Consider the following 26358-nt stretch of genomic DNA (forward strand, 5'->3'; position numbering starts at 1 on the left):
GACGGCTCAGTTCTTTCGCAGGAACACGTAGTCCACGGTGTACGGCGCGCTCTTCAGCGCGCCGGCCTTGTCGCAGGCGCCCTTGAGCTGGCCGCCCGACGTATTGATCCGCTGCACGGTGGCGACGCCGGTGAGCACGCCTTCGCCGCGGTGGGAAATCACCTCGAGCTTCAGCCAGGGAATGTCAGACGCGGTGGCGCCAGGCGCGTCGCCGGCGGTGCGGGCGGTCACGGCGCTGCCGTCCACATGCTCCCAGTTTGGCCCGGCATAATGCCGGCCGACGGTCCGGCCGTCGGCGATCAGGGTCGCTATCGGCTCTCGGAACGACCAGGCGAACTTGCCGTCGGTGACCGGCTTGCATTCGTAGACCTGCACGCCCTCGGCGTGGATGGTGAGGACGGCGGTCTCGCCCGACGTAGCGACGGCGGAGGGAAGGGGATCGGCGGCGAGCGCCGCCGACCCGGTCAGTAGCAAGGATGCGAGCGTCACGCTTTGGACCAGGGCCATGGTCACGCTCGCTGTTGCTGCCGGCAAGAGCGGCCTCAGGCCGCCATCGCCTTCACGAGGTTGTCGGAAACCTTGTCGAGGAATCCGGTGGTGGAGAGCCAGCGCTGGTCGGCGCCGACCAGCAGTGCGAGGTCCTTGGTCATGTAGCCGTCCTCGACGGTCGCGACGCAGACCTTCTCCAGGGTGGTGGCGAACTTCGCCAGCTCCGGGTTGTTGTCGAGCTTGGCGCGATGGGCAAGGCCGCGGGTCCAGGCGAAGATCGACGCGATCGAGTTGGTCGAAGTCTCCTTGCCCTTCTGGTGCTCGCGGTAGTGGCGGGTCACTGTGCCGTGGGCGGCTTCGGCTTCCACGGTCTTGCCGTCGGGGGTCAGCAGCACCGAGGTCATCAGGCCGAGCGAGCCGTAGCCCTGCGCCACGGTGTCGGACTGCACGTCGCCGTCATAGTTCTTGCAGGCCCAGACATAGCCGCCGGACCACTTCAGCGCCGAGGCCACCATGTCGTCGATCAGGCGGTGCTCGTAAGTCAGGCCCTTGGCGTCGAATTCCTTCTTGAACTCGCGGTCGAAGACGTCCTGGAAGATGTCCTTGAAGCGGCCGTCATAGACCTTCAGAATCGTGTTCTTGGTCGAGAGGTAGACCGGGTAGTTGCGCATCAGGCCGTAGTTGAACGAGGCACGGGCGAAGTCGATGATGGAGTCGTCGAGATTGTACATCTCCATCGCGACGCCGGCGCCAGGCGCCTTGAACACTTCCCTCTCGATCACGGTGCCGTCCTCGCCGACGAACTTCAGCGAGAGCGTGCCCTTGCCCGGGAACTTGATGTCGGTGGCACGGTACTGGTCGCCATAGGCATGGCGGCCGATGATGATCGGCTTGGTCCAGCCCGGAACGAGGCGCGGCACGTTCTTGCAGATGATCGGTTCACGGAAGATGCAGCCGCCGAGGATGTTGCGGATAGTGCCGTTCGGCGACTTCCACATCTCCTTCAGGCCGAATTCCTTCACCCGGGCCTCATCAGGGGTGATGGTGGCGCACTTCACGCCGACGCCGACCTTCTTGATGGCGTGGGCGGCGTCGATGGTCACCTGGTCATTGGTGGCGTCGCGGTGTTCCATCCCCAGGTCGTAATAGAGCAGTTCGACATCCAGGAACGGGTTGATCAGCTTGTCCTTGATGTACTGCCAGATGATCCGGGTCATCTCGTCGCCATCGAGTTCGACGACGGGGTTGGACACCTTGATTTTTGCCATGACGGAGAGGCCCTCTTGGGAACAGCGCGCTTTTGACGGCGGGGTGGAATAGGCCTGCGCTATAGCACCGCCCGCGGGCGGGCGGAAGCGGACCGGTTATGCAGTTTAAGCCCATCTTTTAGCCTAAAAAGGGGGCCTGCGTGGCGGTCTCGGCCACGACGTACCAGGTCACGAACAGCCCCGCGATCAGGGCGCCCGGCAGGCTCGATCCGGTCCGCCGCCAGGTGAAGGTCGCGATCACGGCCACGATCGCCAGCAGCGGCACGAACTGGATCGCGACGATGGTCGAGAGCGGCACGAAGCCGGGGTCCGGGATCGGGTTGAACAGCTTCCCCGTCAGCCACAGCGTGCCGTATTGCAGCACCAGCAACACAATGAAACCGAGCGTCAGCGCCAGGATGTTGGTGAGGTAGAGGGCGCCGCGCGAGGCGTCCATGGTCGAGAAATTTCGGTGCAGCACGTTCAGCGCCACGGCGAAAAACGCCGTGAACGGAATCAGATAGATCAGGAAGATGAGGAATTGCTTCGCGCTCATCAACTTCAGCGCGACGATCCAGAACCGGCGATCTTGAAGGCGAGATCGGCAGGCCACAGCGCGGCATAGCCGACCGCGACCGAGACGAGCGCGATCACGATGGACTGGCCGATCAGGCCGGCGCGGCTGGCGCGCTTGGGCGCGAGGCGCATCAGGGCGAGCAGGCCGCCCGCCACGATCAGGACGATCCCGAGGATCGCCAGCGTCCATCTGCCCCGCATTGTCGTTTTCCCCTGCGCCCCGCCGTTCAAGCGGCGTCTGAAGCGCGGCTTTACAGCTTCGCTTTGATTGTGGTTGATAGCCTATCCGAAGGCGAAGCGCGCGCGAGGCGCGGCCCCGCAGCAGCGTGGCCGGGATTCCGATTGAGGATTCGCAAACGCCGCTAACCCTGTTATCTCCGTGCGCCCCGACGGCGCGCATCACCAGTGGAGGAGGATTCCACCCAGATAGTTGTCGATTGATCTGGTAGCTGACGAGCGGATCGGTCGGGTAACCGGCCGGTTCGAAGCCTCGTGACAAAGGCCGCCTTGGGCGGTCGAGCAATCCAGCGGGCCGTAATATGAGTGAAGTCTGAGCAGGCCTCGAAAGTGAAGATGCGGATGCCGACCCGCCTGAGATACGGGGAAGGCCGTGTGGATAGGGAAGCAATCGACGTGCGCACCTGTTTGATCCGCCGGGGTAGTGGACTCGGCACGCTGGAAGGGCGATGCGGGTAATCGGGGGAGACCCGCAGCGGGCGGAGGTCGCGTCTTCAACGTCGCAATTGGCGGCGGCCTGCAGCGGGAGTCGGACAGGGACGCGGTACCGTTGAAACCGGGTAATGCCGGCGGAGGGAAGGTCCCTGACTTCTGGTGTGCTTTCAAAGACGGTGAGGAAACAGGTGATTGGCGATGAGCCTCGAAACGCCTGAAAGGATCAGGACCCTTCAGAGAAAGCTCTATTGCAAGGCGAAGGCGGAGCCTGCCTACCGCTTCTATTTGCTCTACGACAAGATCTGCCGTGAGGACATTCTGCGCCACGCCTACGCGCTGGCCCGTGCCAATGCGGGTGCGCCTGGTGTTGACGGGGTGACCTTTGAGCAGATCGAGGCGTCGGGCGTGGAAGCATGGTTAGCGGGGCTGCGCGAGGACCTCGTTTCGAAGACGTACCGACCCGATCCGGTGCGGCGGGTGATGATCCCGAAGCCCGGGGGAGGCGAGCGCGCGCTCGGCATTCCCACGATCCGCTGTCGCGTCATTCAGACTGCCGCCAAACTCGTGTTGGAACCGATATTCGAAGCGGACTTCGAGGACAGTGCTTATGGCTATCGTCCGCGTCGCAGCGCGGTCGATGCGATCAAGGAAACGCACCGGCTGATTTGCCGGGGCTATACCGACGTGGTTGACGCCGATTTGTCGAAATATTTCGACACGATCCCGCATTCGGACCTCCTCAAATCGGTGGCCCGACGCATCGTTGACCGGCATGTGCTGTGGCTGATCAAGCTGTGGCTGCAAGCGCCGGTCGAGGAGCGGGACGGCAACGGGAAGCGGCGCATGAGTGGCGGCAAGAACAGCAAGCGCGGCACACCGCAAGGCGGTGTTGCAAGCCCGCTGCTCTCCGTCATCTATATGAACCGGTTCCTGAAGCATTGGCGATTGACCGGACGCGGCGAAGCCTTCCGCGCCCACATCGTCTCGTACGCCGACGACTTCGTCATCCTCAGCCGCGGCTATGCGCACGAGGCTCTGGCGTGGACGAAAGCGGTGATGACGAAACTCGGGCTGACGCTCAACGAGGCGAAAACCTCGGTGAAGGATGCCCGGCGCGAGAGCTTCGACTTCCTTGGTTATAGCTTCGGGCCGCATCGGTACCGGAAAGATGGCCATTGGTATCTGGGCGCGAGCCCGTCCAAGAAGAGTGTTCAGCGGCTCAAAGCCAAGGTGAGCGATATCCTGGTCCCCGGCAACACCGGGTGCTGGCTTGACGTGCGTGACCGGCTCAATCGCTTGTTGCGAGGCTGGAGCACGTACTTCGGCTACGGCACTCGGAAACCGGCGTACCGGACCGTCGATAACCATGTGTACGAACGGGTCCGCGGATTCCTGGTCCGACGTCACAAGGTGCCGTCGCGTGGCACCCGCCTCTTCCCGCGAGAGGCTGTGTTTGGCGCGCTCGGGGTCTTGCACCTCCGACGCGTCCACTTGGGACCGCCGCCGTGGGCCTTGCACTGAAGCCAGTCGGAAAGCCGGATGCGGTAGCTCCGCACGTCCGGTTTGATGAGCGAGGAAGGGAAACGGGGCGTTGCCGAATGGCCCAAGCTACCGCGCCCTTCCCCGACTCTACCTGGAGAAAACGGTCTTGCGCGAAACCGGTGGACAGCCGATCGCAAGTCTCGGCGTGAGGTGTTGAATCAGCCGGTTCGGAAACTGATTCAAAACCTTCAGACGTTGAATCAGAAAGTGAAGTGAGATGTCCGGCACCGACAAGACCAAGGCAGGGCACGACCTTGCCGGTCCCGTCGTCATCCTGGTCGAGCCGCAGCTCGGCGAGAACATCGGCATGGCCGCGCGCGCGATGGGCAACTTCGCGCTGACCAGGCTTCGCCTCGTCAAGCCGCGCGACGGCTGGCCGAACATCGCCGCCCAACGCGCGGCCGCGGGCGCCGACCACATCATCGGTTCCGTCGAGCTGTTCGACACCGTCGAACAGGCGATCGCCGACCTCACGCTGGTGTTCGCGACCACGGCCCGCGCCCACGACCAGGCCAAGCCGGTGGTCGGGCCGGAGGCCGCGGCGCGCGAGATCGTCGGCCATGTCGGGCGTGGCGGCGGCGCCGGCATCCTGTTCGGGCGCGAGCGCTCCGGCCTGACCAACGAGGAGGTCGCGCTCGCCAACCGCATCATCACTTTCCCGGTGAACCCGGGCTTCGCCTCGCTCAACCTCGCGCAGGCAGTGCTGCTGACGGGCTATGAGTGGTTCAAGCTTTCGACCGCGGGCGCGCTGCCCTTCGCCATGCCCGAGCGGTCCGAGCCGGCGTCCCAGCACCAGATCCAGGCCTTCTTCGACAATCTCGTCGCCGAGCTCGACAAGGTCGAGTTCCTGCGGCCGGCGGAGAAGCGCGACACCATGCTGGTGAACCTGCGCAACATCTTCACCCGGATGGACCCGACCAAGCAGGACATGCACACGCTGCACGGGGTGGTGATGGCGATCGCCGAAGGGCGCAAGGGCCCGGCCAAGGGCGGGGTGCTCGACGGCGCCCAGGCGACGCGCCTGCGTGCGCTGCTCGCCGAGCAGGGGCAGGGCGGCGCAACCGCCGACAACAGCAGCACCGTCCGCGGGTTGGCGCGGCTGCTCCGCCGCAACCCGACCGATGCCGAGCGGATCCTGTGGCAGGCGCTGACGCGGGACCGCCGCTTCGCCGGCCTGTTCAAGCGCCAGACCCCGGTCGGCCGCCACATCCCCGATTTCGTCTCCTTCGCCCACCGGATCGCGATCGAGCTGGTCAACCCGAATGAGAGCGAGGCGATCGCGGCCGACCGCGCCAAGCGCCGCGCCTGGCTCGAGGCGCGCGACTACCGCGTCGTCGACATGCAGGTCGCCGACGTGGAGCGCGATCTCGACGGTGAGTTGGCGCGGTTGGAGGCGAGTCTTCGGCAGGGGCGGTGAGCTTAGCAAGGGCGATAACTTCACCGTTGGGATCAAGTCGGATAGTTCTCGTTTCGAGGTGTAAGCAGCTCGCTCGGTGTCATCACCCGCGAAAGCGGGTGATCCAGTATTCCAGAGACGTCAGGACTTGAGCCGAGAGGCCGCGGCGTACTGGATCGCCCGGTCAAGCCGGGCGATGACAGAAGTGGATGGGGACGCAGCTTTGCATTCTCGCGACACGATCTGTCCGAGCTTTGCATCTCGTTCCGCCCTCTCAATTCGCAGAGGGCGCAGGGAAAGCCGGGTGCCGATCGCACCCTTGGGTCCCGAGCAAATGGAAAGCTCGGGAGGTAGGACCACAGGTGAGACCGAAGAACACTCCGGCTTTCCCTGCGCGATGGCTTACGGCTTATACGTGCTCTCCCCGGCGAGACTGGGCTTTGTTGTCACCGTCATCAGCAGAGGCATAGCCTCTTGCTGATGAGACACCTGCCACTAGGGCGTCAGGCCTGCACGACTTCACCCTCCGCCTTACGCGCACTCGTCAGTTGCGCAATCGGCGTCCACCGCATCTCGACCCAGCACTCGTGACGATCGCGCAGCGCCCCTCAGGCGGGTGAGACGGGCGGATAATACACTGAGTTTCATTTCTGGAAAACAGAAATATTTCTGCCGCGAGGGCTTGACGGGTTTTGCTGAGTTGCCCGTCGGGTTGATTTGTCGCACTTCACCCCGTGGACTTGCCGTGGACTTGCCGGGTCGCCGTCTCTCCTTGGCAGGAGAAACCAGGCCCCTTACAAGCGCCGGCGGCTGAGCGGCGCACCCCTCACTCAGCAGCCTTGGAGCGATGAGATGAAGCCAAGTGAGTGAATTCCTCAGGTTTGGGTTCAAAGCGTCCATAGCGCAGCGCCAGTGTCGGCAATACGATCAGGTTAAGTGCCATCGACGTTACGAGCCCGCCCAGGATGACGATTGCCATCGGTCCCTGAATTTCACGGCCGGGTTCGTCCATGCCGATCGCGAGCGGCAGGATGCCGAGCCCTGTCACGATCGACGTCATGAGGATAGGTGTAAGCCGATCGGCGGCGCCCGCGATGGCAGCCTCCAATCCCCATGCCCAGCCCTCCATTTCAACAAGATGTTCGTAATGTGCGATCATCAGGATCGAATTGCGAAGGCTGATGCCGAACAACGTGATGAAGCCGACCATGCCGCCCAGGGTCAAAACCCCACCGGTCGCGAAGACCGCCAGCACGCCGCCCACCAGCGCGAACGGCAGGTTCGCCAGCACCAGCAGCAGATTGCGCCAGTTCCGGGTGACGACCGACAGTAAGAGGACGATGCCGATCGTGGCGATCAGCGAGTTGACGATGAGATCGCGCTGCGACCGCGATTGCGCCTCCGCTGCACCGGCGAACTGGAGGTACGCTCCGGAGGGAAGATGGATCTTCGAGGCAATCATCGCCTTGGCCGCGCGAACATAGGAAACCACATCGGTCCCTGTGACGTTGGCTGTCACGGTTTGAACGCGACGCGCTCCTTCGTGGAGGACCTGGTAGCGTCCCGAACTTTGGTAAATGTCTGCGATCTGCCTGAGCGTGACGTACACGCCACTCGGACTGCGCAATGGCAGATCGCCGACCTTGGTAATGTTGTCCCGGCTGGCAGCGTCCAGGATCGTCATGACGTCGAAGACCTGATTGCCTTCATAGGTCTGCCCGACGACGTCGCCCTGATAGGCGGTGCGGATCAATTCGAGCACCTCCACCGCGTCGAAACCCCAACGCTCCAGATCGGGATTGCGGAGGCGGATCGTCAGCTGCGGCAGGCCTGGCGGCGACTGCACCTGAACATCGGTCGCGCCAGGAACCTCATTTAATACCTGGGCAATTTCCCGCGCCTTGCGATCGAGGAGGTCGAGATCATTGCCGAAGACGTTGACCACAACGGCCGCGGTGTATCCCGAGAGCGTTTCCTCGATGCGCTCGGTCAGAAAAGTCATGACGGAGGCGCTTACGCCGACGAAGCCGGCGAGCGTTCGGCGAATGTCTGCTTCGGCCTTCTCGGTGTCGTCTCCTGACAACCCCGGCTTCAAAGCAACTTCGAGCTCACTGTAGTGAGGCCCAAAGGTGTCCTCGGACTCTTCCGCCCGCCCTGCGCGCTGCGCAACCGACCGCACCTCAGGCAATTTTAGCAATGCATCGGCGATGCGCGCGCCAACTTGCAGCGAACCCTCGATGGATGTACCCGGCACTGTCGCCATGTGGACGACGAAGTGCCCCTCCTTCAACTCGGGAATGAGCCCGCGGCCGAAAAACGGCAGCGCAGCGCAGCCGGCAATCGTCAGCGCGGCAGCGACCGTGATCAGCGTACGCGGCCATTCTGCAAGCTTCCGCAACAAGCCCTGGTAGCCAGCGCGCACCCAGCGGATCACGGGCGGATCGCCGGCGGGAATCCTGTCCGGCAGGAGCGCCATCGACAAGGCGGGCGTGACGGTCAACGCGACGACAAGCGAGGCCATGACGGCGGTAGCGTAGGCGAGCCCGAGCGGAGCAAACAGGCGTCCAACCGTTCCGGACAATGCCATCACCGGCAAGACCACCAAAATGACGGCGAAGGTTGCATAGACGACGGCGCCGCGAACCTCGAGCGTTGCATCGAGGACCACCTGAGCGAACGGCCGCGGCTCGGGCAGCCTTCTGTTCTCGCGCAGGCGTCGCACGATGTTCTCGACGTCGATCACCGCGTCATCCACGACAACGCCGATCGCGATGGCCAGCCCGCCAAGCGTCATCGTGTCGAGCGAGGCGCCCATGCGCTCGAGGATCAGCGTGGCGGCAAAGAGCGAAAGCGGGATCTCGGCGCAGGAGATCGCTGCTGTCCGCATGTCGAACAGAAAGAGGAACAAGACGACGATAACCAGAATGCCGCCCAAAACCAGCGAATCCCGGACATTGCTGGTTGCCACGTTGATGAAATTTGCCGGTCGGAAAAGATCGGCGTGGAGCGTGATGCCATCCGCCGCAAGACCCGGCCGCAGCTCTTCCAGTGCCGCTTCGACCTCCTGCGTGACCTTGAGCGTGTCGGCGGCATATTGCTCTGCCAGATTGAGAATGACGCCGGGCTTTCCTCCAATCTCGGCACCGCCGATGGGTGGTACAGGCGCGTCAACGACATCGGCCACGTTCCCCAGCGTGACACTCGCGGCCCCCCGGCTCAGCAGCACGGTTCGCGCGATGGCATCTGGCTTGAGCGATTGTCCCTCGGTCTGAAAGACAATCCGCTGGTTTCTTGTGTCGATGAAGCCCGAGCCGCGCACGCCGGTCGACCGGCGCGCTGCGGTCAGCACATCGTTGAGCGTCAGGCCGTATCGGATCAATTCGTCAGGGTGGACCTGGATCTGGATCGAGCGCTTGTCGCCCCCGAACACCGTGACGCTGGCCACCCCGGGAACGGCGAGCAGGCGCAAGCGAACCGTCCAGTCCGCGACCGTGCGCAGCTCCATCAATGAGCGCGTCTCGGACGTCAAGCCAACCACCAGCATTCGGCTGGTCGATGACGTGAGCGGCGTCATGACGGGCGCCTGCACCCCCTGCGGAAGCTGCTGCGCGGCAGCCGCCAAACGTTCAGCGACAACTTGCCGGTCGCGATAAATGTCGCTCGACGAATTGAAAAACACCGTCACGACGGATAGCCCCTGGATCGACGTGGAGCGCAGGGTCCGGACGCCAGGGACGCCACTGATGGCGTTCTCGATCGGACGTGTGACGAGGACCTCGACCTGCTCGGGCGTCAGCCCGACGGCTTCGGTCTGAATACTGACCTGGGGCGGCGCAAATTCGGGGAAGACATCGTACTTGGCGCGGCCAAGCCCATAGACCCCGTAGGCGACGAGAACGCAAGCGAGCGCGACGACAATGCCGCGGAATCGGATCGCCCAAGCGAGGATCGCGGCCTGTGGACCAGAACGCGAGGCGGCGCTCACTGCGAATCCTCGCCAACCTGGATTTGTGCGCGGAACTCCTCGGACAGCAGCAACTGCGCACCTTGTGTGACGATCTCCGCGTCTTTCGCCACGTTGTTTGCGATGTAGCCGCCGTCCGGTGTTGGCGCGTCCGTTGCGATTGCCAGGCGTGTGAAACTCGACGGGGCCGTGCGGCGATAGATCCAGGCTCGACCTTGCCACCAGACGACAGCGGAGGCTGGCACTGCGACGCCCTCGATCGATTTGCCGGTGGGCAGGAAGGCGAGCACGTTCATCCCGGGCAGAACGCCACTTGCCGCTGCCACGGTGTAGAAGAAGCTGACGCCCTGAATCCTCGGGTCGATGCGCGTTGCTGGCGATACGAAGGCGATCTGTTGCCGAGCGTCGCCGACCTTTATCGAAGCCGTGGCAGGTGGCGTCGGGAGCACCACGCCGGGGGGCAGGGTGATTTGCAACAGGAAACTCTGCCGCTCGATCAGCGCCTTGATCATCGGGGACTCCTCGATCAGCGATTTGCCGAGAACGGCGCCCCACTCCTGGTAGGCCGTTGCGCTGAGGGTGCGTACCTGAGCTTCCGCTGCGACCAGACTGGCCTGGTCCGTACCGAAAGCCGCCTCGGCGGCCTGCACCTGGGCCTGCGAGACGACGTGAGTCTCGTTGAAAAGCTTTTGCGCGCGGTCGTATGCCGGTTTCGACATCGCAAGCTTCGCCTGTGCGGTCTGCACCTGCGCCTTGGCATTGGCGTAACTGTTGCTGAGCTCAGTCAGTCGCGCGACATCGAGAACCATTCCGTAGGCGCGAAGCTGCTCTGGATGGGGAGTCGAAGACAGAACACCTGTCTCGATGCCGCTGCGTTGTTGCGTATCGGCGTCGAGCCTGATCACCCGTTCGCCGTTCTTATCGGAGACCCGAACCGGGACCTTGATAGCCCCTTCCTGCTGCTCCTCGACTGCGGCCTTCTCCCGTCCCGCGACGAGTCCCCAACCCAGCAGAGCACCGCAAGCGACGACGGCCGCCGCAACCAGCAGTCTCACCGACCACGACACTGCCGATTCCTTCTGCCGGCTCATGTGGCGTCCCCGACCAAGCTCGTCCCGGATTCACGGCCAAGTCTCGAGTGTCTGACTGATGCGTGGTTAGCGCGCTTTGGTATCATTATAGCCAAAAACTTCGCTTTGCTCGGGCGCGTTCCAATTGATTTGTAACCATGGTAACACTATATTGTTGCCATGTCACAACCAAATTGGCTGCTTCTGACCTACAAAGTTCCGTCCGAACCCGGTGCCAGGCGGGTCGCGTTATGGCGTCGCGTGAAAGCAATGGGCGCGGTCTATCTTCAGAACGGTGTTTGCCTGCTTCCGAAAACGGATGCGCACATCAGGCAGCTGAAGATGATCGAGAACGAGGTCGCCGAGATGGATGGTGAGGCCGTCATCCTGGAGACGGTCGCGCTCGACAAAAGTCAGGAGGACAAGGTCGTCGACCGCTTCAAGGCGGACCGCGATGAACAATATCGCGAATTCCTCGGGCGCTGCGCCGACTTCGAGAAGGAGATCGCAAAGGAATTCTCCATCAACAAGTTCACCTACGCGGAGCTCGAGGAGGAAGATACAGATCTCAAGAAGCTTCAGGGATGGCTGGAGAAAATCAAGAAGCTCGACTTCTACGGCGCAACGCTTGCCGCCGAGGCAGAGAGGCAACTCAAGGCCTGTGAAGCGCTGCTTGAGAGCTATGCGCAACGGGTATTTGAGGCCCAAGACGAAAATCGCGTCGAAAATCGCGGCGAAAATCGCATCAAGGATTGACACTTCGTTCGGCCAGACGCCGGTCGCTGCAGGCCGTTTCTCGTGCGCTTGATCACCAACGTCCCGGATAGCCCATTTGGGACATGAACCTTGGGCCGGGGTGTGTAGACCTATAGCTACCGGGATTTTGCATCACCTTCCTGGGGCTAGAGCCAACGCCGCTCGCACGTATTTCAAGCGGGCGGCGTTGTGTTGTTTGGCGCACACATTGTTTGCCGAACACAAAGGCGTTTGCCGCACACAAAGGCCCCGACGCAGGGGCTGATGCGCCAGGGCCTTCTCCAGATGGCAGTACGGACCGGTAACGCGCGCTGTCCTGATTTGTTCCTGCGACCGCCATGCGTTGGCGATCGAGTTTCACGCATTCATTTGCAGAGATGCATCTGACCGTCGTCGCCCTTGAAGAATGTGTCCCGCTGACACGAGACGCCCTTGCGGCCGGCGTTGTCGTCGGATGTGCGCGGGTTGTCTTTGCTGGAAGCGTGTCCAGCACCTTTCGGCGGTGTGGCAGTATCTGCGCCAACGGTGCCGGTTGCGCCGCGACCGTGGCCGGTCGCTGCATCGCGTGCAATTGCAGGGCCCGCGAGCGCACAGGAAAGAATGGAGCAGGCGACGACAAGGTGTGCGAGTTTCATGCGAACCTCCTCATGGCCCCTGTCGCGGGAGGTAGGAACCAACGGAGCGGGATCAAGCATTTTGCCTGCCGACATGCGATCAGCAATGACCCTGGGGCAGGCCCGCGGCGGGCCGCCGGCAACGGGCGCTTGGGGGTGACCCGCCCAGAGCTAACGTCGATTGGCGGAAAACTCCGTCGGGCAATTCGGACACGACAAGTCGGCCTTATCCCGCACCCGCCAAATCAGAAAGCCTCCGAGCAGAAGGGCGGTGATGACCAGCTTGGCCAATGTATCGTTGCTCAGCAAATGCGCCCCCGGCTTCATGAGACACCAAGTATTCGATGAGCGGACGGCGAGGGCAAGGGGCCATCGGCCCTCGAGGGGAATTCGATCGAACATCGCGGCCGGGCGCACGTTCTACTTTTCCAGCAATCCCGAATCACGTCCGGCTCGTCAAATCCAGGAAGATCACGGGCGTGCCGCGCTTGACGCCCGCAGCCAGCGCATGCGCATCCCAATTGGTCAATCGCACGCAGCCATGTGAGGCTGCTTTGCTGATCCTGCTGGGATCGGCAGTGCCGTGAATGCCATAGCCCTCCGCCGAGAGGTTGATCCACATCGAGCCGACCGGATTGTTCGGACCGGGCCTGATGGTGAAGGGCTTCTTCGATTTGACGCCTTTGAAGTGATATTTGGGATTGTAGCGATAGGTCGGATTCTTCTCGATCGCCGTCACTTTCAGCGTTCCGCTCGGCGTCGGTTTCTCCGCGCTGCCGACCGTCGCGGGATAGAACGCGAGCAGTTTCCCCGTCGCGTCGAACGCCTTGACCGTCTGCCGCGTCTTGTTCACCTCGACGCGCGCGACCGGCACCGAATTTCCGGTTTGCAGGACGTTTGCAACCGCAATTGTTTCGCCGGCCTTGTCGAACTTCTTTCCGGGATTGATCGCCTGAAGCAACTCTTCGCTCATGTGGAATTTCTCGGCGAGCGCTTCGCGTGGACTGGTGTAGTTCAGAGCCGGCAAGTTCTTCATGTTCTCCATTTTTGCAGGCAGCTTCTTCAGGAACGGTCCTTTCACGTCGGCCTTGGCGATCTCGTAGTTGACGATCACGGCACCATCGCTGGCGGCGGCAAGCTTGTCCCAGAGATCCGTCGTGACGACGTTGTCAAACGACAATCCATTCGCCCCGGCAAAGGCCACAAGCGCCTTCTGCGCGTTCTCGCCAAGCTTGCCGTCGATCTCGCCGGGGGAAAAATGCGCGCGATCGAGCAGGATCTCGAGCTTGGCAATGGAGGCGCTGAACTGGTTATGGCCCGGCATTTTTGCCGGCGCCGCCGCGTCATTGATGGAGGCGGCATCGAGCCGTGCTGCAATCGCCGGCCCGGCCGACACAAGCAGAAGGACAATGGCAAGCGATCGGAACATCGTGCATCCGATGCGTGGATCATTCGGTAAAGTTACGGGGAGCTTCGAAGTTCCATCGCAAACACCGGCGACGTTCCGAGATGGAACAGGGAAGATCGCAGCTTCGCCGCAATCGACCCGTTAAAAAGTCGTTATCAGAAGCGCATTTCTGCGCGCAACTCACACCACAATTCAACTCACAGCACAATTCAGGTCCTCCGAAGCAAATGCGATTCATCGTCGCGGTGCTTGCCGCGTTTCTCGCCTTGATGGTCGATGTCGATCGTTCGCCAAGCCCAGTTCCAAACGATACCCCAACAACCCAAGCCTCGCCTGTTTCGGAAGACTCCGTATCCGACGCCGTTCCCTTCGCCGCCCGCTTCATCGAAAGCGCGGTTGCCAGCGAACAGCCGAGTTGGATGGTCGAGAGTGCGACGGTCGAGGGTGAAACGCCTGCGCCTGCAAGCCAGCCGGGCAATACCGCAGCCGAGCCGCAGGCATCCGCGATCGATGCGTTTTGCCGTACCCTGCGGGATGCCGCCGAGGCGAGCAAAATACCCGTCGCGTTTTTTGCGCGCCTGATCTGGCAGGAGAGCCGCTTCCGCCTGAACGAAGTGAGCCATGCGGGCGCGCAGGGCGTTGCGCAGTTCATGCCGGAGACGGCCGCGGAAGTCGGCCTCGACGATCCCTTCGATCCGCTCAAGGCGCTGCTCGCTTCCGCAAAACTGTTGCGCAAGCTGCGCGACGATTTCGGCAATCTCGGTCTTGCGGCTGCTGCCTACAACGCCGGCCCCGGCCGTATCCAGAAGTGGCTCGCCAGGCAGCGCGAACTGCCGCGCGAGACCCGCGACTATGTCCGGATCATCACCGGAACCAGGGCGGAGGACTGGATCGAGGACGCCGACCGGCTCGCAATCCGCATCGATCTGCCGCGCGAAGCACCCTGCGAAGGGATCGGCGGCTTGTCCAAGTCGAAGGATGTGACATTCGTCTCGGCATTAGCCGCGCCCGGCGTGACCACGATCATCCGCAAGGCCGAGGCCGCGGAGCAGGCGGCAAGGCTTGCTGCCGGCCGCGCGCGCAAGCGGCTTGCGATCCTGCTCAAGAAGACCACGCCGGGGGCTGCCCGGCTCGGCAAGGTGCGCCACGTCGTCGCACACGCCAAGACAAGGTCCGCGAAAGGCCGTGCCATTCGCCTGGCCTCGCGCGAGCGTTCATCGAGCTGACGCAGCGACGAGCGATCGACATTGGGGTTGATCGCAATGCGGAAGCTTGCTGCCTCCACGGCGGTCGAATATTCCGCCGCCTATCCCCGGCGTCCCCGCTTCCTCGGAAACAGGCGGTCACGGATATAGCGTGACGTCGGCGTCAGGCGGATGCCCCGGGGCTTCTGCCAGACGGCGCGGTCGATCTCCTTCTTGTCGCCGATCGCCAGCCTGCCCTTGGCGTTCTTGGCGATGAAGATCGCGTCGCTCATCTTGCGGCCTGAGCGCTTGTTCCTTGCCTTTACTTCCTTCCAGAGGCTGAGCCTGCCGAGCTTGAGCTTTGGCAATTCCTCCTTGATTTCGCGCCGGAGACAATCCTTTCCGGACTCGCGAGCGCGCCTGCGCCCCCCGGGGAACATCCACAGACCGTCGGATCGGCGTCGTACCAGAAGAACCTTGCCGCGTTTCGCGGCCACCAGCTTGGAAGACTTGGGCATTGCTTGCAGTAAATCTAAATGGAATCGATCACACTTTAGCTTGTCTACTTTGATAGACAAGTTAGTCGACGCATTATTCCACTACCGGTTGATGATTGCGGACGCTACCCGGGACTTTACGGATCCGCTCGCGAACGGAGCAGCGCCGCGCAGTGTCGCGCGATGCTTGTCTCCTCGCTGGTGGGGACGATCAGCACGTCGACCCCGCTGTCTGCCGCCGCGATGCGCGGCCGCCCCTCGGCGTTGGCTGCGGCATCGAGGCGGACGCCGAGCCAGGCGAGGCGTTCGCAGACCTGCTGCCTGATCTCGGCGGCATGCTCGCCGATGCCGCCGGTGAACACCAGGCCGTCGAGACCGGCGAGCGTGTTCGCCATCACGGCGACCTCGGCGGCGACGCGGAAAGTGAAGAGGTCGACGGCTTCACGCGCGGCAGCCTCCCGACTTGCCAGCAGCGCGCGCATGTCGGCCGACACGCCGGATATGCCAAGCAGGCCGGACTTTTCGTACAGCAAATGCTGCACCTCGTCGGCCGACATCTTCTCTTCCTGCAGCAGATACAGCAGCACGCCCGGATCGATCGTGCCGCAGCGCGTGCCCATCACGAGACCGTCGAGCGGGGTCAGGCCCATGGTGGTGTCGACGCTCTTGCCCCGATGCAGGGCGCACAGACTCGCGCCGTTGCCGAGATGCGCCACCACGACGCGCTTGCCGGCCCATTGCGGTGCGATCGCGGCCAGGCGCCCCGCGACATATTCGAAGGAGAGGCCATGAAAGCCGTAGCGGCGGATGCCGCGCGCTTCCAAATTCCGCGGGATGGCAAAGCGGCTCGCCGGCGGCGTCAGGCCGTGATGAAAGGCCGTGTCGAAGCAGGCGATTTGCGTCAGCTCCGGCTGCAGCGATTGCACCGCGCGAACCGGCGCCAGGCAGCGCGGCTGGTGCAGCGGCGCAAGCGGCGTCAGTGCATCCAGCGCGGCGAGGGTTTGCTCGGTGATGAGGACAGGGCCGGAAAAGTCGCGCCCGCCATGGACGATGCGATGGCCCACCGCGGCGAGCCTGCCGCCCGCAAGATAGTCCTCGATCCAGGCAAATATGTCGGCGAACAGGCCGTTGTCCTTTGCCGCGCCGCTCGCGCGGCGCTTCTCGAACAATTGATGGCCCGACGCATCGTTTGCCACGATGCGAGGGACCTGCTCCTGCTCGTCGAGCAGGCCCTTGCATTTGAGCTCCGGCTCGGCCGGCGCGATGTCGAACAGGCCGAACTTGACGCTGGAGGAGCCGGCATTGAGCACCAGGACGCTATCGGACATCGGCGGTCTCTTTCGCGTTCGCTGCGCCTCAGTCTCCGGACTTGCGCGGTGTCGCGCCGGCTGCGCGATAGGGCCAGACCCAGTCGCGGATCTGCGGCATGTCCTCGCCATGCTCGCGCACGTAGCGGGAGTGCTCGATCAGGGCGTCGCGGAATTGCTGCGTGACGGGTGCGGCGGCGACGTCGAGCCCCGGCACCCGCTCGATCACCTCGATGGCGAGATGGAAGCGGTCGAGCTGGTTCAACACCACCATGTCGAACGGCGTCGTGGTGGTGCCTTCCTCCGCAAAGCCGCGCACATGCATGCCCGCATGATTGGTGCGGTTGTAGGTCAGGCGGTGGATCAGATAGGGATAGCCGTGATAGGCGAAGATCACCGGCTTGTCGCGGGTGAACAGGCTGTCGAAATCGCGGTTGGACAGGCCATGCGGGTGCTGCTCCTTCGGCTGCAGCGTCATCAGGTCGACCACGTTGACGACGCGGATCTTCAGGTCCGGCAGCGCCTTGCGCAGCAGGTCGACCGCGGCGAGCGTCTCCAGCGTCGGGACGTCGCCGGCGCAGGCCATCACCACGTCGGGCTCGGCATCCGGCGGCTCCGTGCCGGCCCATTTCCAGATGCCGATGCCTGCCTCGCAATGCGTGATGGCCTCGCGCATCGGAAGCCATTGCGGGGAGGGCTGCTTGCCGGCGACGATCACGTTGATGCGGTTATAGGTCCGCAGGCAGTGATCGGCGACCCAGAGCAGCGTGTTGGTGTCCGGCGGCAGATAGACGCGGACGATATCGGCTTTCTTGTTGCTGACGAGATCGATGAAGCCGGGATCCTGGTGGCTGAAGCCGTTGTGATCCTGGCGCCAGACATGCGAGGTGAGCAGATAGTTCAGCGAGGCGATCGGACGCCGCCAGGGCAGCTCGCGCGAGACCTTCAGCCATTTGGCGTGCTGGTTGAACATCGAATCCACGATGTGGATGAAGGCCTCGTAGCAGGAGAAGAAGCCGTGCCGCCCGGTGAGCAGATAGCCTTCGAGCCAGCCCTGGCAGAGATGCTCGCTCAACACCTCCATCACCCGCCCGTCATGGGCGAGGTGGACGTCATAGGGCTCGATCGCCTCCGTCCAGACGCGGTTGGTTGCCTCGAACACCGCGTCGAGCCGGTTCGATGAGGTCTCGTCCGGGCCCATGATGCGGAAATTGCGGGCGTCCGCGTTCAGCTTCACGACCTCGCGCAGGAGCTTGCCGAGCTCGCGCGTGGCTTCGCCGACAACGCCGCCGGGGCAGGGCACCTCGATGGCATGCTTGCGGAAATCCGGCAGCTTGAGCTCGCGCTTGAGCAGGCCGCCATTGGCGTGCGGATTGGCGCCCATGCGGCGGTCGCCGGTCGGCGCGAGCGCCTGCAATTGCGGCACCAGCCGGCCGTCCGCGCCGAACAGCTGGTCCGGCTCGTAGCTCTTCATCCAGCGTTCGAGCTGCTTCAGGTGATCGGGATTGCTGCGTGCATTTGATATCGGCACCTGATGGGCGCGCCAGAACCCTTCGACCTTCAAGCCATCGACCTCTTTCGGACCGGTCCAGCCCTTCGGACTGCGCAGCACAATCATCGGCCATTTCGGCCGCTGGACACCCGCGGCCTGCTGGCGCGCGCCTTGCTGGATCGAGCGGATGCCGGCGAGCGCGCTGTCGAGCGTGTCGGCCATCAGCCGATGCATCACAGGCGGATCGTCGCCTTCGACGAACAGCGGCTCGTAACCATAGCCGGTGAAGAGGTTGCGCAGTTCCTCGTCGCTCATTCGCCCCAGCACGGTGGGGTTGGCGATCTTGTAGCCGTTGAGGTGCAGGATCGGCAGCACCGCGCCGTCATGCACCGGATTGAGGAACTTGTTGGAGTGCCAGGAGGCCGCGAGCGGGCCGGTCTCCGCCTCGCCGTCGCCGACCACGCAGGCCACGATCAGGTCGGGGTTGTCGAAGGCGGCACCGTAGGCGTGCACCAGCGCGTAGCCGAGCTCGCCGCCCTCGTGGATCGAGCCGGGCGTTTCGGGCGCCGCGTGGCTCGGAATGCCGCCGGGGAAGGAGAACTGGCGGAACAGCTTGCGCAAGCCATCCGCATCGCGCGTCACCTCCGGATAAATTTCGGTGTAGGTGCCCTCGAGATAGGTGTTGGCGACCATGCCGGGTCCGCCATGGCCGGGACCGCAGATATAGATGACGTTGAGATCGGACGCGCGGATCGCGCGGTTGAGGTGGGCGTAGATGAAGTTGAGGCCTGGCGTGGTGCCCCAATGCCCGAGCAGCCGCGGCTTGATGTGCTCGGGCTTGAGCGGCTCCTTGAGCAGCGGATTGTCGAGCAGATAGATCTGGCCGACGGAGAGATAGTTGGCGGCGCGCCAGTAGCGGTCGAGCAGTTCCAGATCGTCGGTGCGGGCTTGTTCGCCTGGGGATGTCGTCAGCGGCATGCCGATCTCCTTGGGAGGATGCGAACAAATGACCCCTAAGCCGCCGATCTGTTCCATCGGCGCCGACGTTAGATTGCAAATGTGACGACGGGTTTGAGGTGGGTCAAAGCGCGCGGCGCCGTGGCAGATTGTCCGCTCGGTGCGACAATGTCTGCAACCGAGCGCAAGCCAAGTGGCAGGCTGCCTCCGACGCCGACAATAGCGGATGGGATTGCTATACTCCGCCGCAAGGCGTGGAGATTTCAGCAAGGCGGGGACCTATGACGAGAGAATTGGAAGGGAAAGTCGCCGCCGTGACCGGGGCCGCCTCGGGCATCGGTCTGGCGAGCGCGGAAGCGATGCTGGCGGCGGGGGCGCGCGTCGTGATGGTCGACCGCGACGAGGCGGCGCTGAAGTCGCTCCGCGACAGGCACGGCGACGCGGCAATCCCGCTGGTCGTCGACCTGCTCGACCCGAACGGCTGCGCGACGCTGTTGCCGGGCGTGCTGGAGAAGGCCGGCCGGCTCGACATCCTGCATGCAAATGCCGGGACGTATATCGGCGGCGACCTGGTCGATGCCGACACCGCCGCCATCGACCGGATGCTGAACCTGAACGTCAATGTCGTGATGAAGAACGTGCACGACGTGCTGCCGCACATGATCGCGCGCAAGACGGGCGACATCATCGTCACGAGCTCGCTGGCCGCGCATTTTCCGACGCCGTGGGAGCCGGTCTATGCGTCGTCCAAATGGGCCATCAACTGCTTCGTGCAGACGGTGCGACGGCAGGTCTTCAAGCACGGCATTCGCGTCGGTTCGATCTCGCCCGGACCCGTCATCAGCGCGCTGCTCGCCGACTGGCCGGCGGAGAAGCTGAGGGAGGCCAAGGCGGCGGGAAGCCTGCTCGAAGCCAGCGAGGTGGCCGACGTCGTGATGTTCATGCTGACGCGGCCGCGCGGCATGACCATTCGCGACGTCGTCATGCTGCCGACGAATTTCGATCTCTAGGGCACGATCCGGAAAAGTGTGAAGCGGTTTTGCGAAAAGATCATGTGCAAACAAGGAGCTAAAGCGCGATGATGACTCAAGCCGATTTCATCGCGCTTTAGGCAGCAAGGTCAGGGCACGGGCGTCTCTGCTCACGGCTGCTGGCATGCTCCTTGCTCGTTGTTGGACAGTGCAACGCCCAAGGAGACGACCCATGAAACGATCCGAGCTCACCGAAAAGCTGCTCGACATCAAGCGCGAGAAGGGCTGGAGCTGGAAGTACATTTGCGAAAAGATCGGCGGCTATTCGGAGGTGCTGATAACAGGCGCGATCCTCGGCCAGATGAAATTGACCAAGCCGCAGGCGGCCAATGCCGGCGAGCTGTTCGGGCTGTCGACATCGGAGGTCGCGATGCTGAACGAGACGCCGATGCGCGGGCATGGCGTTCCGATGCCGCCGACCGATCCGCTGATCTATCGCTTCTACGAACTCGTGATGATCAACGGCCCGGCCTGGAAGGCGCTGATCGAGGAAGAGTTCGGCGACGGCATCATGTCGGCGATCGACTTCGACATGGTGATGGAGCGGCTGCCGAACCCGAAGGGCGACCGCGTCAAGATCACCATGAGCGGCAAGTTCCTGCCCTACAAATATTACGGCGCCAGCGGCAACGTGCCGGAGTACGGCTTCAAGGAAGGCTGAAGCGGTGAATTGCGGCTGACGCAGCAAGCGCGTCGCGCGCCATCGTCCGCTGTCTTCTGGAGATCATGCGTGCGGACTTCACCATGGCGAAATCCGCACAAGCGCGCGCCGGATCGACATCCGCCGCGTGCAGGGGTTGGATTGGGTCCTCAGGTGCCCGCCTTCACCTGCGCCACGGCCTGTGCCAGAAGTTCATCCATCTTGGCGCGGATGTCGGCCTCGGTGACGGCGTTGCCCTTGGCGGTGAGATCCTTCAGCACCTTGTGGAGGACGTCGCGGTCGCCGGCTTCCTCGAAATCGGCGGCCACCACCTCCTTGGCGTAGGTATTGGCGGCATCGCCCGTGATGCCGAGCTTTTCCGCGGCCCATAGGCCGAGCAGCTTGTTCCGGCGGGCTTCGGCCTTGAACTTCTGCTCCTCGTCGAGGGCGAACTTCTTCTCGAAACCTTCCTCGCGCTTGTTGAATTCGTTCATGGCCGAAGTTCCAATCCCCTGCTGAATGGTAGGCCGCAGCTCGTTGCGGCAGCCCCGATCCCTGCCTAGATATGCAAGAGGAATCGGCAACACAACGAGCCGTTAAGCCGCAGGCAAAACAGGCGGAATCGGCCCTTTATCATATGGCGGTATAAGTCAGCCCGATGGGGTCGTATCGATTGTGCTGGATGGGCCAATCGGATAGGTTGCCAGCAGGCTTGGTTCTTGTTCTGTTTCCAGTTGGAGCACCAAGGTTCCAGGCCTCCGCGGCAGCTCCGTCGTGGGTCGTAACCCCAAGTCATCCGGAGCACCCAAATTCATGGATTTCAACAAAACACGGTACATCCCAATGAGCCGTCGACGCCGTATTTATGAAGGCAAGGCCAAGGTCCTTTACGAAGGCCCAGAGCCGGGAACCCTGATCCAGCACTTCAAGGACGACGCGACCGCGTTCAACGCCAAGAAACACCAGGTGATCGAGGGCAAGGGCGTCCTCAACAACCGGATTTCGGAGTACCTGTTTCAGCACCTCAACGACATCGGGGTGCCGACCCACTTCATCCGCCGCCTCAACATGCGCGAGCAGCTGATTCGCGAGGTCGAGATCGTGCCGCTCGAGGTGGTGGTGCGGAACGTCGCTGCCGGCTCGCTGTCGCAGCGGCTCGGAATCGAGGAGGGCACCCAGCTGCCGCGCTCGATCATCGAATTTTACTACAAGAACGACCAGCTCAACGACCCCATGGTGTCGGAAGAGCACATCACCGCCTTCGGCTGGGCCACGCCGCAGGAGATCGACGACATCATGGCGCTCGCCATCCGCGTCAACGATTTCCTGACCGGCCTCTTCCTCGGCATCGGCATTCGCCTCGTCGACTTCAAGATGGAGTGCGGGCGGCTGTTCGAGAACGAGATGATGCGGATCATCGTCGCCGACGAGATCTCGCCGGATTCGTGCCGGCTGTGGGACATCAAGTCGAACGAGAAGCTGGACAAGGACCGTTTCCGCAGGGATCTCGGCGGCCTGCTGGAGGCCTATACCGAGGTCGCGAAGCGGCTCGGCATTCTCATGGAAAACGAGCGGCCGGCCGGGACCGGCCCGGTGCTGGTGAAGAGCTAGAGCATGATCCCGAAAAGTGGGAACCGGTTTTCGGAAAAAGATCATGCTCAAGCTTTAGGAGGGCGATCGTGAAGGCACGTGTGACTGTGACGTTGAAGTCGGGCATCCTCGATCCGCAGGGCAAGGCGATCGAGGGCGCGCTGAAATCGCTCGGCGTCGATGGCATCGCCAGCGTCCGCCAGGGCAAGGTCTTCGACATCGAACTCGCCGCGTCCGACAAGGCGAAGGCGGAAGCCGCGCTGAAGGCGGCCGCCGACAAGCTGCTGGCGAACACCGTGATCGAGAATTACCGGGTCGAGGTTCTGAGCTAGTCGGGCGAGCCAAATGATAACAGCCGCTCCCGCCTTTCCCGGCGGCAACCGCGTTTTCATCAGATCGTTGTTGCTTGCCCTGTTCACGGTTGCCGGAATTGGCGGTGCTTCGGCTCAATCGTCACCTGCGCCCACAGCAGGACCGCAGGCTCCGCCAGTTTCAGTCAGCGGGTGGAGTTATCATCGCGGCGGCTCCGATGTGCACATCTTCCACTGCGAGCAGCCAAGTTGTGGTGCGGGCTCCAAGGTGACCTATCGGCTCTATGCAGCCAATAATCCGATGACCCTGCAACAGTTTCGTGCGAGCCAGGACCAGATCATCAAGGCGCTGGAGCAGCGGAAGCCAGGGCAGCGGATCACGCTTCTCGGTGTCGATGGCGCCAAGGGCACAGCGGTGCCGCGGATGTACCGGGCCCGGCGCCTGACGGTGACACCCGACGGCACCAGCGAATATCAAGTCAACGGTTTGCTGTTTGGCACACGCGCCTCGGCCAGCCTGATCAGCTCGGCACACGACGAGAAGGCCAGCAACGACAATTACGCAAAGTTTGCGGCCGCAGTTATGCTTGCTCTAGCGCCTAAAACCCGGTGAACTCATGAAATCAGCCGTCCTCGTCTTCCCCGGCATCAACCGCGAGCGCGACATGGCGCGCGCACTCAAGCTCGCCTCCGGCAACGAGACCGCGATGGTCTGGCACGCCGAAACGTCCCTGCCCAAGGGCACTGATCTCGTGGTGGTGCCCGGCGGCTTCTCCTACGGCGATTACCTGCGCTGCGGCGCGATCGCGGCCCGCGCGCCCGTGATGGACGCGGTGCGCGACTTCGCCGCCAAGGGCGGGCTCGTGCTCGGCGTCTGCAACGGCTTCCAGATCCTTTGCGAGTCCGGCCTGCTGCCGGGCGTGCTGATGCGCAATGCCGGGCTGAAATTCGTCTGCCGCGACGTGCATATGCGCATCGAGCGCTCCGACACGCCGTTCACCCGCGGCTACAATGCCGGCCAGGTGATCCGCGTGCCGGTCGCGCATGGCGAGGGCAATTACGAGGCGGACGAGGAGACGCTGAAGCGTCTCGAAGGCGAGGGCCGCGTGCTCTATCGCTACTGCTCGCCGGAGGGCGTGGTCGACGAGGCCTCCAATTTCAACGGCGCGGCGCATTCGATCGCCGGTATCGTCAATGAGCGCGGCAACGTGCTCGGCATGATGCCGCACCCCGAGAACCACGTCGAAGAGATCATGGGCTGCACCGACGGCCGCGGCCTGTTCGCAGGGCTGGTCCAGCATCACGAGAAGGCGGCGTAAGTCGCATCGTGCTTTCTCGCGCGACGTCGCGAATACCGCCCGCTGCTGGCTGACGGCCAGAAGTCATCGCATGCCCGTCATTCCGTGGCGTTGCGTCAGCATCAAACTATGGCGCGCATTTGCGCGCCTGAGAATCTCAAAATTCCCCGATGCGCAATTGCGCACCTGAGGTTCGCGTCTCGCGACACGCCCTGGAATGATGCCCCTTGGCGCGACCGGAAGCTACGTGCCCCGTAAGCGACTTAGTCCGCGCTTGAGCACGTTGGCCGGCACGGTCATCGCGGCGACGCCGGCCATCACGAGCACCAGGCCGAGCGCAAGGTTCGACGGCACGGATTCCCCGATCAGCACGACCGACAGCGCCACGCCGATCGGGATGCGCAGATAGGCCTGCGCGTTGGTGGCGAGCGTGCCGAGCCGCGTCAGGCACATGTAGAACAGCATCAGGCCGAACGCGCTCGAGAAGATGCCCATGGTGACGGTGGCCACCAGCGCCTGCGGCGTCGGATGCAGCGTCCAGGGGTGTTCGAGGATCAATGCGACCGGCAGCAGCACCATGCCGCCGAACAGCAGCGAGCCGGCCGCGACCACCATCGGGTCGTAATCCGACAGGCGCAGGCCGAAGATCGTGGCGCAGGCAAACGAGATGGTAGCGAGCAGGATCGCGATCTCGGCAGCGATCTCCTTGCCGAAACCGCTGAGCGCATCGAGACCGATGATCGCGACGGTGCCGGCGAGGCCGAGGATCGCCCCTAGCAGCTTGATGAGCGAGGCCGGCTCGTGCCGCGTGATCGCCCAGGTGATGAGGAAGGCGAAGATCGGCGTCGTCGAGGCCAGCACCACGGTGTGCGATGCCTGCACGAATTGCTGCGCCCAGGTGATCACCAGGAACGGGATCGTGGAGTTGATGGTCTGCTGGAACGCGAACAGCTTCCAGGCCTTCAGGTCGGTCGGGACGCGGATGCCGCGGATGCGCAGTACTACGAGCAGGAAGAGCGCGGCGATCAGCGAGCGGGCCGAGATGAAGGTGACCGGCGGGATCGAGCCCAGCGCGATCTTGGTCAGCGGATAGGTCGAGCTCCAGCAGCAGGCGAGCGCCAACAGCAGTGCGTAGTCGCGCCAGCCGCGCACGGATGGTGCTGTCGTGGATACAGTGGACGTTCGCACGGGAGCCGTCACGCCGCCCGCTCTAGCTGTGCTCTTCGGCACCTTGATTGGCTCCCGGCGCATTGGCGCGCTGGGACACTGATACTTCGGGATTCCGGTGGAGGCCAGCGGATAATCCGCCGCGCCTCACCGGATCATCTCGGTGCGGCACAGTCTCGGCGGACGGTCGACCAGCCGGTTTACCGTGACGAGGAATTCGACCGTGTGCGGAGTGTGGCGCGGAGATCGACAGTGGCATCGGCTCACTCGCAATTCTGCCATACGGCATATCAGAACGACGCGTGCGTGCTGCAGTCTCAATCGAGCCATGCGTCTTTCACAAGAGCAACACTGGCGCGCCGCGCGATGCAAGAGCGATGGCACCCGGCTTCAGGCAACCCTCTTCTCCCTGTTTGCGAACATGCTGAGCTTCAACCACGTGCGCAGGTCGGCGGCGAGCTTCGGGTTTCCTGTCAGGACGAGCCGGCCATCTTCAGACACAGCGCTGATCGCCGCATATCCGAGCCAGATCTCGGTCATCGTCCGCAGATCCGTTGACACGTAAAGATCGACATCGAAGCCGGGATCGACGAGACACAGGTCAACTCCTGCGCCCGGCTCCACGATGAGCCAATAATTGCGCTCCGAGGACGGCCTGTCATTGAAGATGAACTGGATTGTATTGCGGCGAGCGGGCATTGGATCCGTGTTTATGTTTCGCCTGATGTCCCACATCAGCAGATTGGCATCGAGATTCTTCAGCGTAGCTTCGGTCGTAACCCACCGATGTCCCCAGACGCCGATCGCTTCGATGATGGAACGCAGCTCGTTTCCTGCTTCGGTGAGACGATATTCAAGTACGCCAGGCTCGCGTTCAGCGGCGGCGTGCACGACGATCCCGGCGGCTTCGAGATCCTTCAGCCTCTTGGAGAGAAGCGCGGGCGACATGCTCGGCAGCCCGCGCCGCAGTTCATTGAAACGGTTCGAACCCAGCACGAGCTCGCGCAGTACGAGAAGCGTCCAACGGGAGCAGATGATCTCTGCTGCCATCGAGACGGGACAGAACTGATTGTAGCCGCTGTCGGACATTGCAGCGTTCCTCCGACCATAACTCGCACGGCAAGAATGCTACGATCGATCCAACGGGGCC

Annotated in this window: 24 protein-coding genes; 10 read left to right on the forward strand and 14 right to left on the reverse strand. The window is 63.2% G+C overall.

The genetic code is table 11. The features are described 5' to 3' along the window. Positions 1–6: 6 nt before the first annotated feature. From MTX19_RS14395 to MTX19_RS14410, 4 genes are all read right to left on the reverse strand, one after another. Positions 7–507 (reverse strand): DUF3455 domain-containing protein, encoded by a 501-nt coding sequence (locus MTX19_RS14395; RefSeq protein ID WP_280984158.1) that lies wholly within the window; start codon positions 505–507, stop codon positions 7–9. Positions 508–542: 35 nt separating this feature from the next. Further along, positions 543–1757: an NADP-dependent isocitrate dehydrogenase gene (locus MTX19_RS14400; protein ID WP_280984159.1), complete on the reverse strand. Its 1215-nt coding sequence runs from the start codon at positions 1755–1757 to the stop codon at positions 543–545. A 118-nt stretch (positions 1758–1875) separates the two neighbouring features. Then, positions 1876–2292 (reverse strand): hypothetical protein, encoded by a 417-nt coding sequence (locus MTX19_RS14405; protein WP_280986033.1) that lies wholly within the window; start codon positions 2290–2292, stop codon positions 1876–1878. A gap of 5 nt (positions 2293–2297) precedes the next feature. Then, on the reverse strand, positions 2298–2513 hold the full coding sequence (locus tag MTX19_RS14410) for a hypothetical protein (RefSeq protein ID WP_280984161.1): 216 nt from the start codon (positions 2511–2513) through the stop codon (positions 2298–2300). A gap of 669 nt (positions 2514–3182) precedes the next feature. Here MTX19_RS14410 and ltrA point away from each other — a divergent pair. After that, positions 3183–4505 (forward strand): group II intron reverse transcriptase/maturase, encoded by a 1323-nt coding sequence (gene ltrA / locus MTX19_RS14415; protein WP_280980119.1) that lies wholly within the window; start codon positions 3183–3185, stop codon positions 4503–4505. Positions 4506–4743: 238 nt separating this feature from the next. Further along, positions 4744–5943 (forward strand): TrmJ/YjtD family RNA methyltransferase, encoded by a 1200-nt coding sequence (locus MTX19_RS14420; protein WP_280984162.1) that lies wholly within the window; start codon positions 4744–4746, stop codon positions 5941–5943. 805 nt (positions 5944–6748) lie between these two features. Here MTX19_RS14420 and MTX19_RS14425 read toward each other — a convergent pair. After that, the gene (locus tag MTX19_RS14425; protein WP_280986034.1) at positions 6749–9907 is read right to left on the reverse strand and encodes an efflux RND transporter permease subunit; all 3159 of its coding nucleotides are present in this window, start codon (positions 9905–9907) and stop codon (positions 6749–6751) included. Further along, on the reverse strand, positions 9904–10977 hold the full coding sequence (locus tag MTX19_RS14430) for an efflux RND transporter periplasmic adaptor subunit (RefSeq protein WP_280984163.1): 1074 nt from the start codon (positions 10975–10977) through the stop codon (positions 9904–9906). Before MTX19_RS14430 ends, MTX19_RS14425 begins: the two co-directional genes overlap by 4 nt. Positions 10978–11136: 159 nt before the next feature. Between MTX19_RS14430 and MTX19_RS14435 the strand changes: the two genes are divergently transcribed. Continuing rightward, positions 11137–11712, forward strand: a complete 576-nt coding sequence (locus MTX19_RS14435; protein ID WP_280984164.1) for a Chromate resistance protein ChrB — start codon at positions 11137–11139, stop codon at positions 11710–11712. Between the two features lie 365 nt (positions 11713–12077). On the opposite strand, the gene MTX19_RS14440 is transcribed toward MTX19_RS14435, so the two are convergent. Then, positions 12078–12347 carry a hypothetical protein gene (locus tag MTX19_RS14440; protein WP_280984165.1) on the reverse strand — a complete coding sequence of 90 codons (270 nt, stop codon included), beginning with the start codon at positions 12345–12347 and terminating at the stop codon, positions 12078–12080. A 421-nt stretch (positions 12348–12768) separates the two neighbouring features. Beyond that, positions 12769–13755 (reverse strand): L,D-transpeptidase family protein, encoded by a 987-nt coding sequence (locus MTX19_RS14445; RefSeq protein WP_280984166.1) that lies wholly within the window; start codon positions 13753–13755, stop codon positions 12769–12771. Positions 13756–13961: 206 nt separating this feature from the next. Here MTX19_RS14445 and MTX19_RS14450 point away from each other — a divergent pair, with 206 nt between their 5' ends. Then, positions 13962–14960, forward strand: a complete 999-nt coding sequence (locus MTX19_RS14450; protein WP_280984167.1) for a lytic transglycosylase domain-containing protein — start codon at positions 13962–13964, stop codon at positions 14958–14960. 80 nt (positions 14961–15040) lie between these two features. Here MTX19_RS14450 and MTX19_RS14455 read toward each other — a convergent pair whose 3' ends face one another. From MTX19_RS14455 to MTX19_RS14465, 3 genes are all read right to left on the reverse strand, one after another. Beyond that, positions 15041–15436, reverse strand: a complete 396-nt coding sequence (locus MTX19_RS14455; RefSeq protein ID WP_280986129.1) for an NUDIX hydrolase — start codon at positions 15434–15436, stop codon at positions 15041–15043. Between the two features lie 116 nt (positions 15437–15552). Next, positions 15553–16743: an acetate/propionate family kinase gene (locus tag MTX19_RS14460; protein ID WP_280984168.1), complete on the reverse strand. Its 1191-nt coding sequence runs from the start codon at positions 16741–16743 to the stop codon at positions 15553–15555. A 28-nt stretch (positions 16744–16771) separates the two neighbouring features. Then, positions 16772–19192: a phosphoketolase family protein gene (locus MTX19_RS14465; RefSeq protein ID WP_280984169.1), complete on the reverse strand. Its 2421-nt coding sequence runs from the start codon at positions 19190–19192 to the stop codon at positions 16772–16774. A gap of 260 nt (positions 19193–19452) precedes the next feature. On the opposite strand from MTX19_RS14465, the gene MTX19_RS14470 reads away from it, so the two are divergent. Beyond that, the gene (locus MTX19_RS14470; RefSeq protein WP_280984170.1) at positions 19453–20181 is read left to right on the forward strand and encodes an SDR family oxidoreductase; all 729 of its coding nucleotides are present in this window, start codon (positions 19453–19455) and stop codon (positions 20179–20181) included. A gap of 193 nt (positions 20182–20374) precedes the next feature. Next, positions 20375–20863, forward strand: a complete 489-nt coding sequence (cynS, locus tag MTX19_RS14475; RefSeq protein WP_280984171.1) for a cyanase — start codon at positions 20375–20377, stop codon at positions 20861–20863. Between the two features lie 149 nt (positions 20864–21012). Here cynS and MTX19_RS14480 read toward each other — a convergent pair whose 3' ends face one another. Beyond that, a complete protein-coding gene (locus MTX19_RS14480) occupies positions 21013–21336 on the reverse strand; it encodes a DUF1476 domain-containing protein (protein ID WP_280984172.1) in 324 nt (107 codons plus the stop codon). Between the two features lie 349 nt (positions 21337–21685). Between MTX19_RS14480 and purC the strand changes: the two genes are divergently transcribed. From purC to purQ, 4 genes are all read left to right on the forward strand, one after another. After that, a complete protein-coding gene (gene purC, locus MTX19_RS14485) occupies positions 21686–22453 on the forward strand; it encodes a phosphoribosylaminoimidazolesuccinocarboxamide synthase (protein ID WP_171708996.1) in 768 nt (255 codons plus the stop codon). A 68-nt stretch (positions 22454–22521) separates the two neighbouring features. After that, on the forward strand, positions 22522–22764 hold the full coding sequence (purS, locus tag MTX19_RS14490) for a phosphoribosylformylglycinamidine synthase subunit PurS (RefSeq protein WP_280984173.1): 243 nt from the start codon (positions 22522–22524) through the stop codon (positions 22762–22764). Positions 22765–22777: 13 nt separating this feature from the next. Then, positions 22778–23356 (forward strand): hypothetical protein, encoded by a 579-nt coding sequence (locus tag MTX19_RS14495; protein WP_280984174.1) that lies wholly within the window; start codon positions 22778–22780, stop codon positions 23354–23356. A gap of 4 nt (positions 23357–23360) precedes the next feature. Then, on the forward strand, positions 23361–24062 hold the full coding sequence (gene purQ, locus MTX19_RS14500) for a phosphoribosylformylglycinamidine synthase subunit PurQ (protein ID WP_280984175.1): 702 nt from the start codon (positions 23361–23363) through the stop codon (positions 24060–24062). 222 nt (positions 24063–24284) lie between these two features. Here purQ and MTX19_RS14505 read toward each other — a convergent pair whose 3' ends face one another. Beyond that, positions 24285–25229 (reverse strand): DMT family transporter, encoded by a 945-nt coding sequence (locus MTX19_RS14505; RefSeq protein ID WP_280984176.1) that lies wholly within the window; start codon positions 25227–25229, stop codon positions 24285–24287. 369 nt (positions 25230–25598) lie between these two features. After that, the gene (locus MTX19_RS14510; RefSeq protein WP_280984177.1) at positions 25599–26297 is read right to left on the reverse strand and encodes a helix-turn-helix domain-containing protein; all 699 of its coding nucleotides are present in this window, start codon (positions 26295–26297) and stop codon (positions 25599–25601) included. Positions 26298–26358 lie beyond the last annotated feature (61 nt).

Origin of the sequence: Bradyrhizobium sp. ISRA464 (assembly GCF_029910095.1) — a bacterium.
Classification (GTDB): Bacteria; Pseudomonadota; Alphaproteobacteria; order Rhizobiales; family Xanthobacteraceae; genus Bradyrhizobium.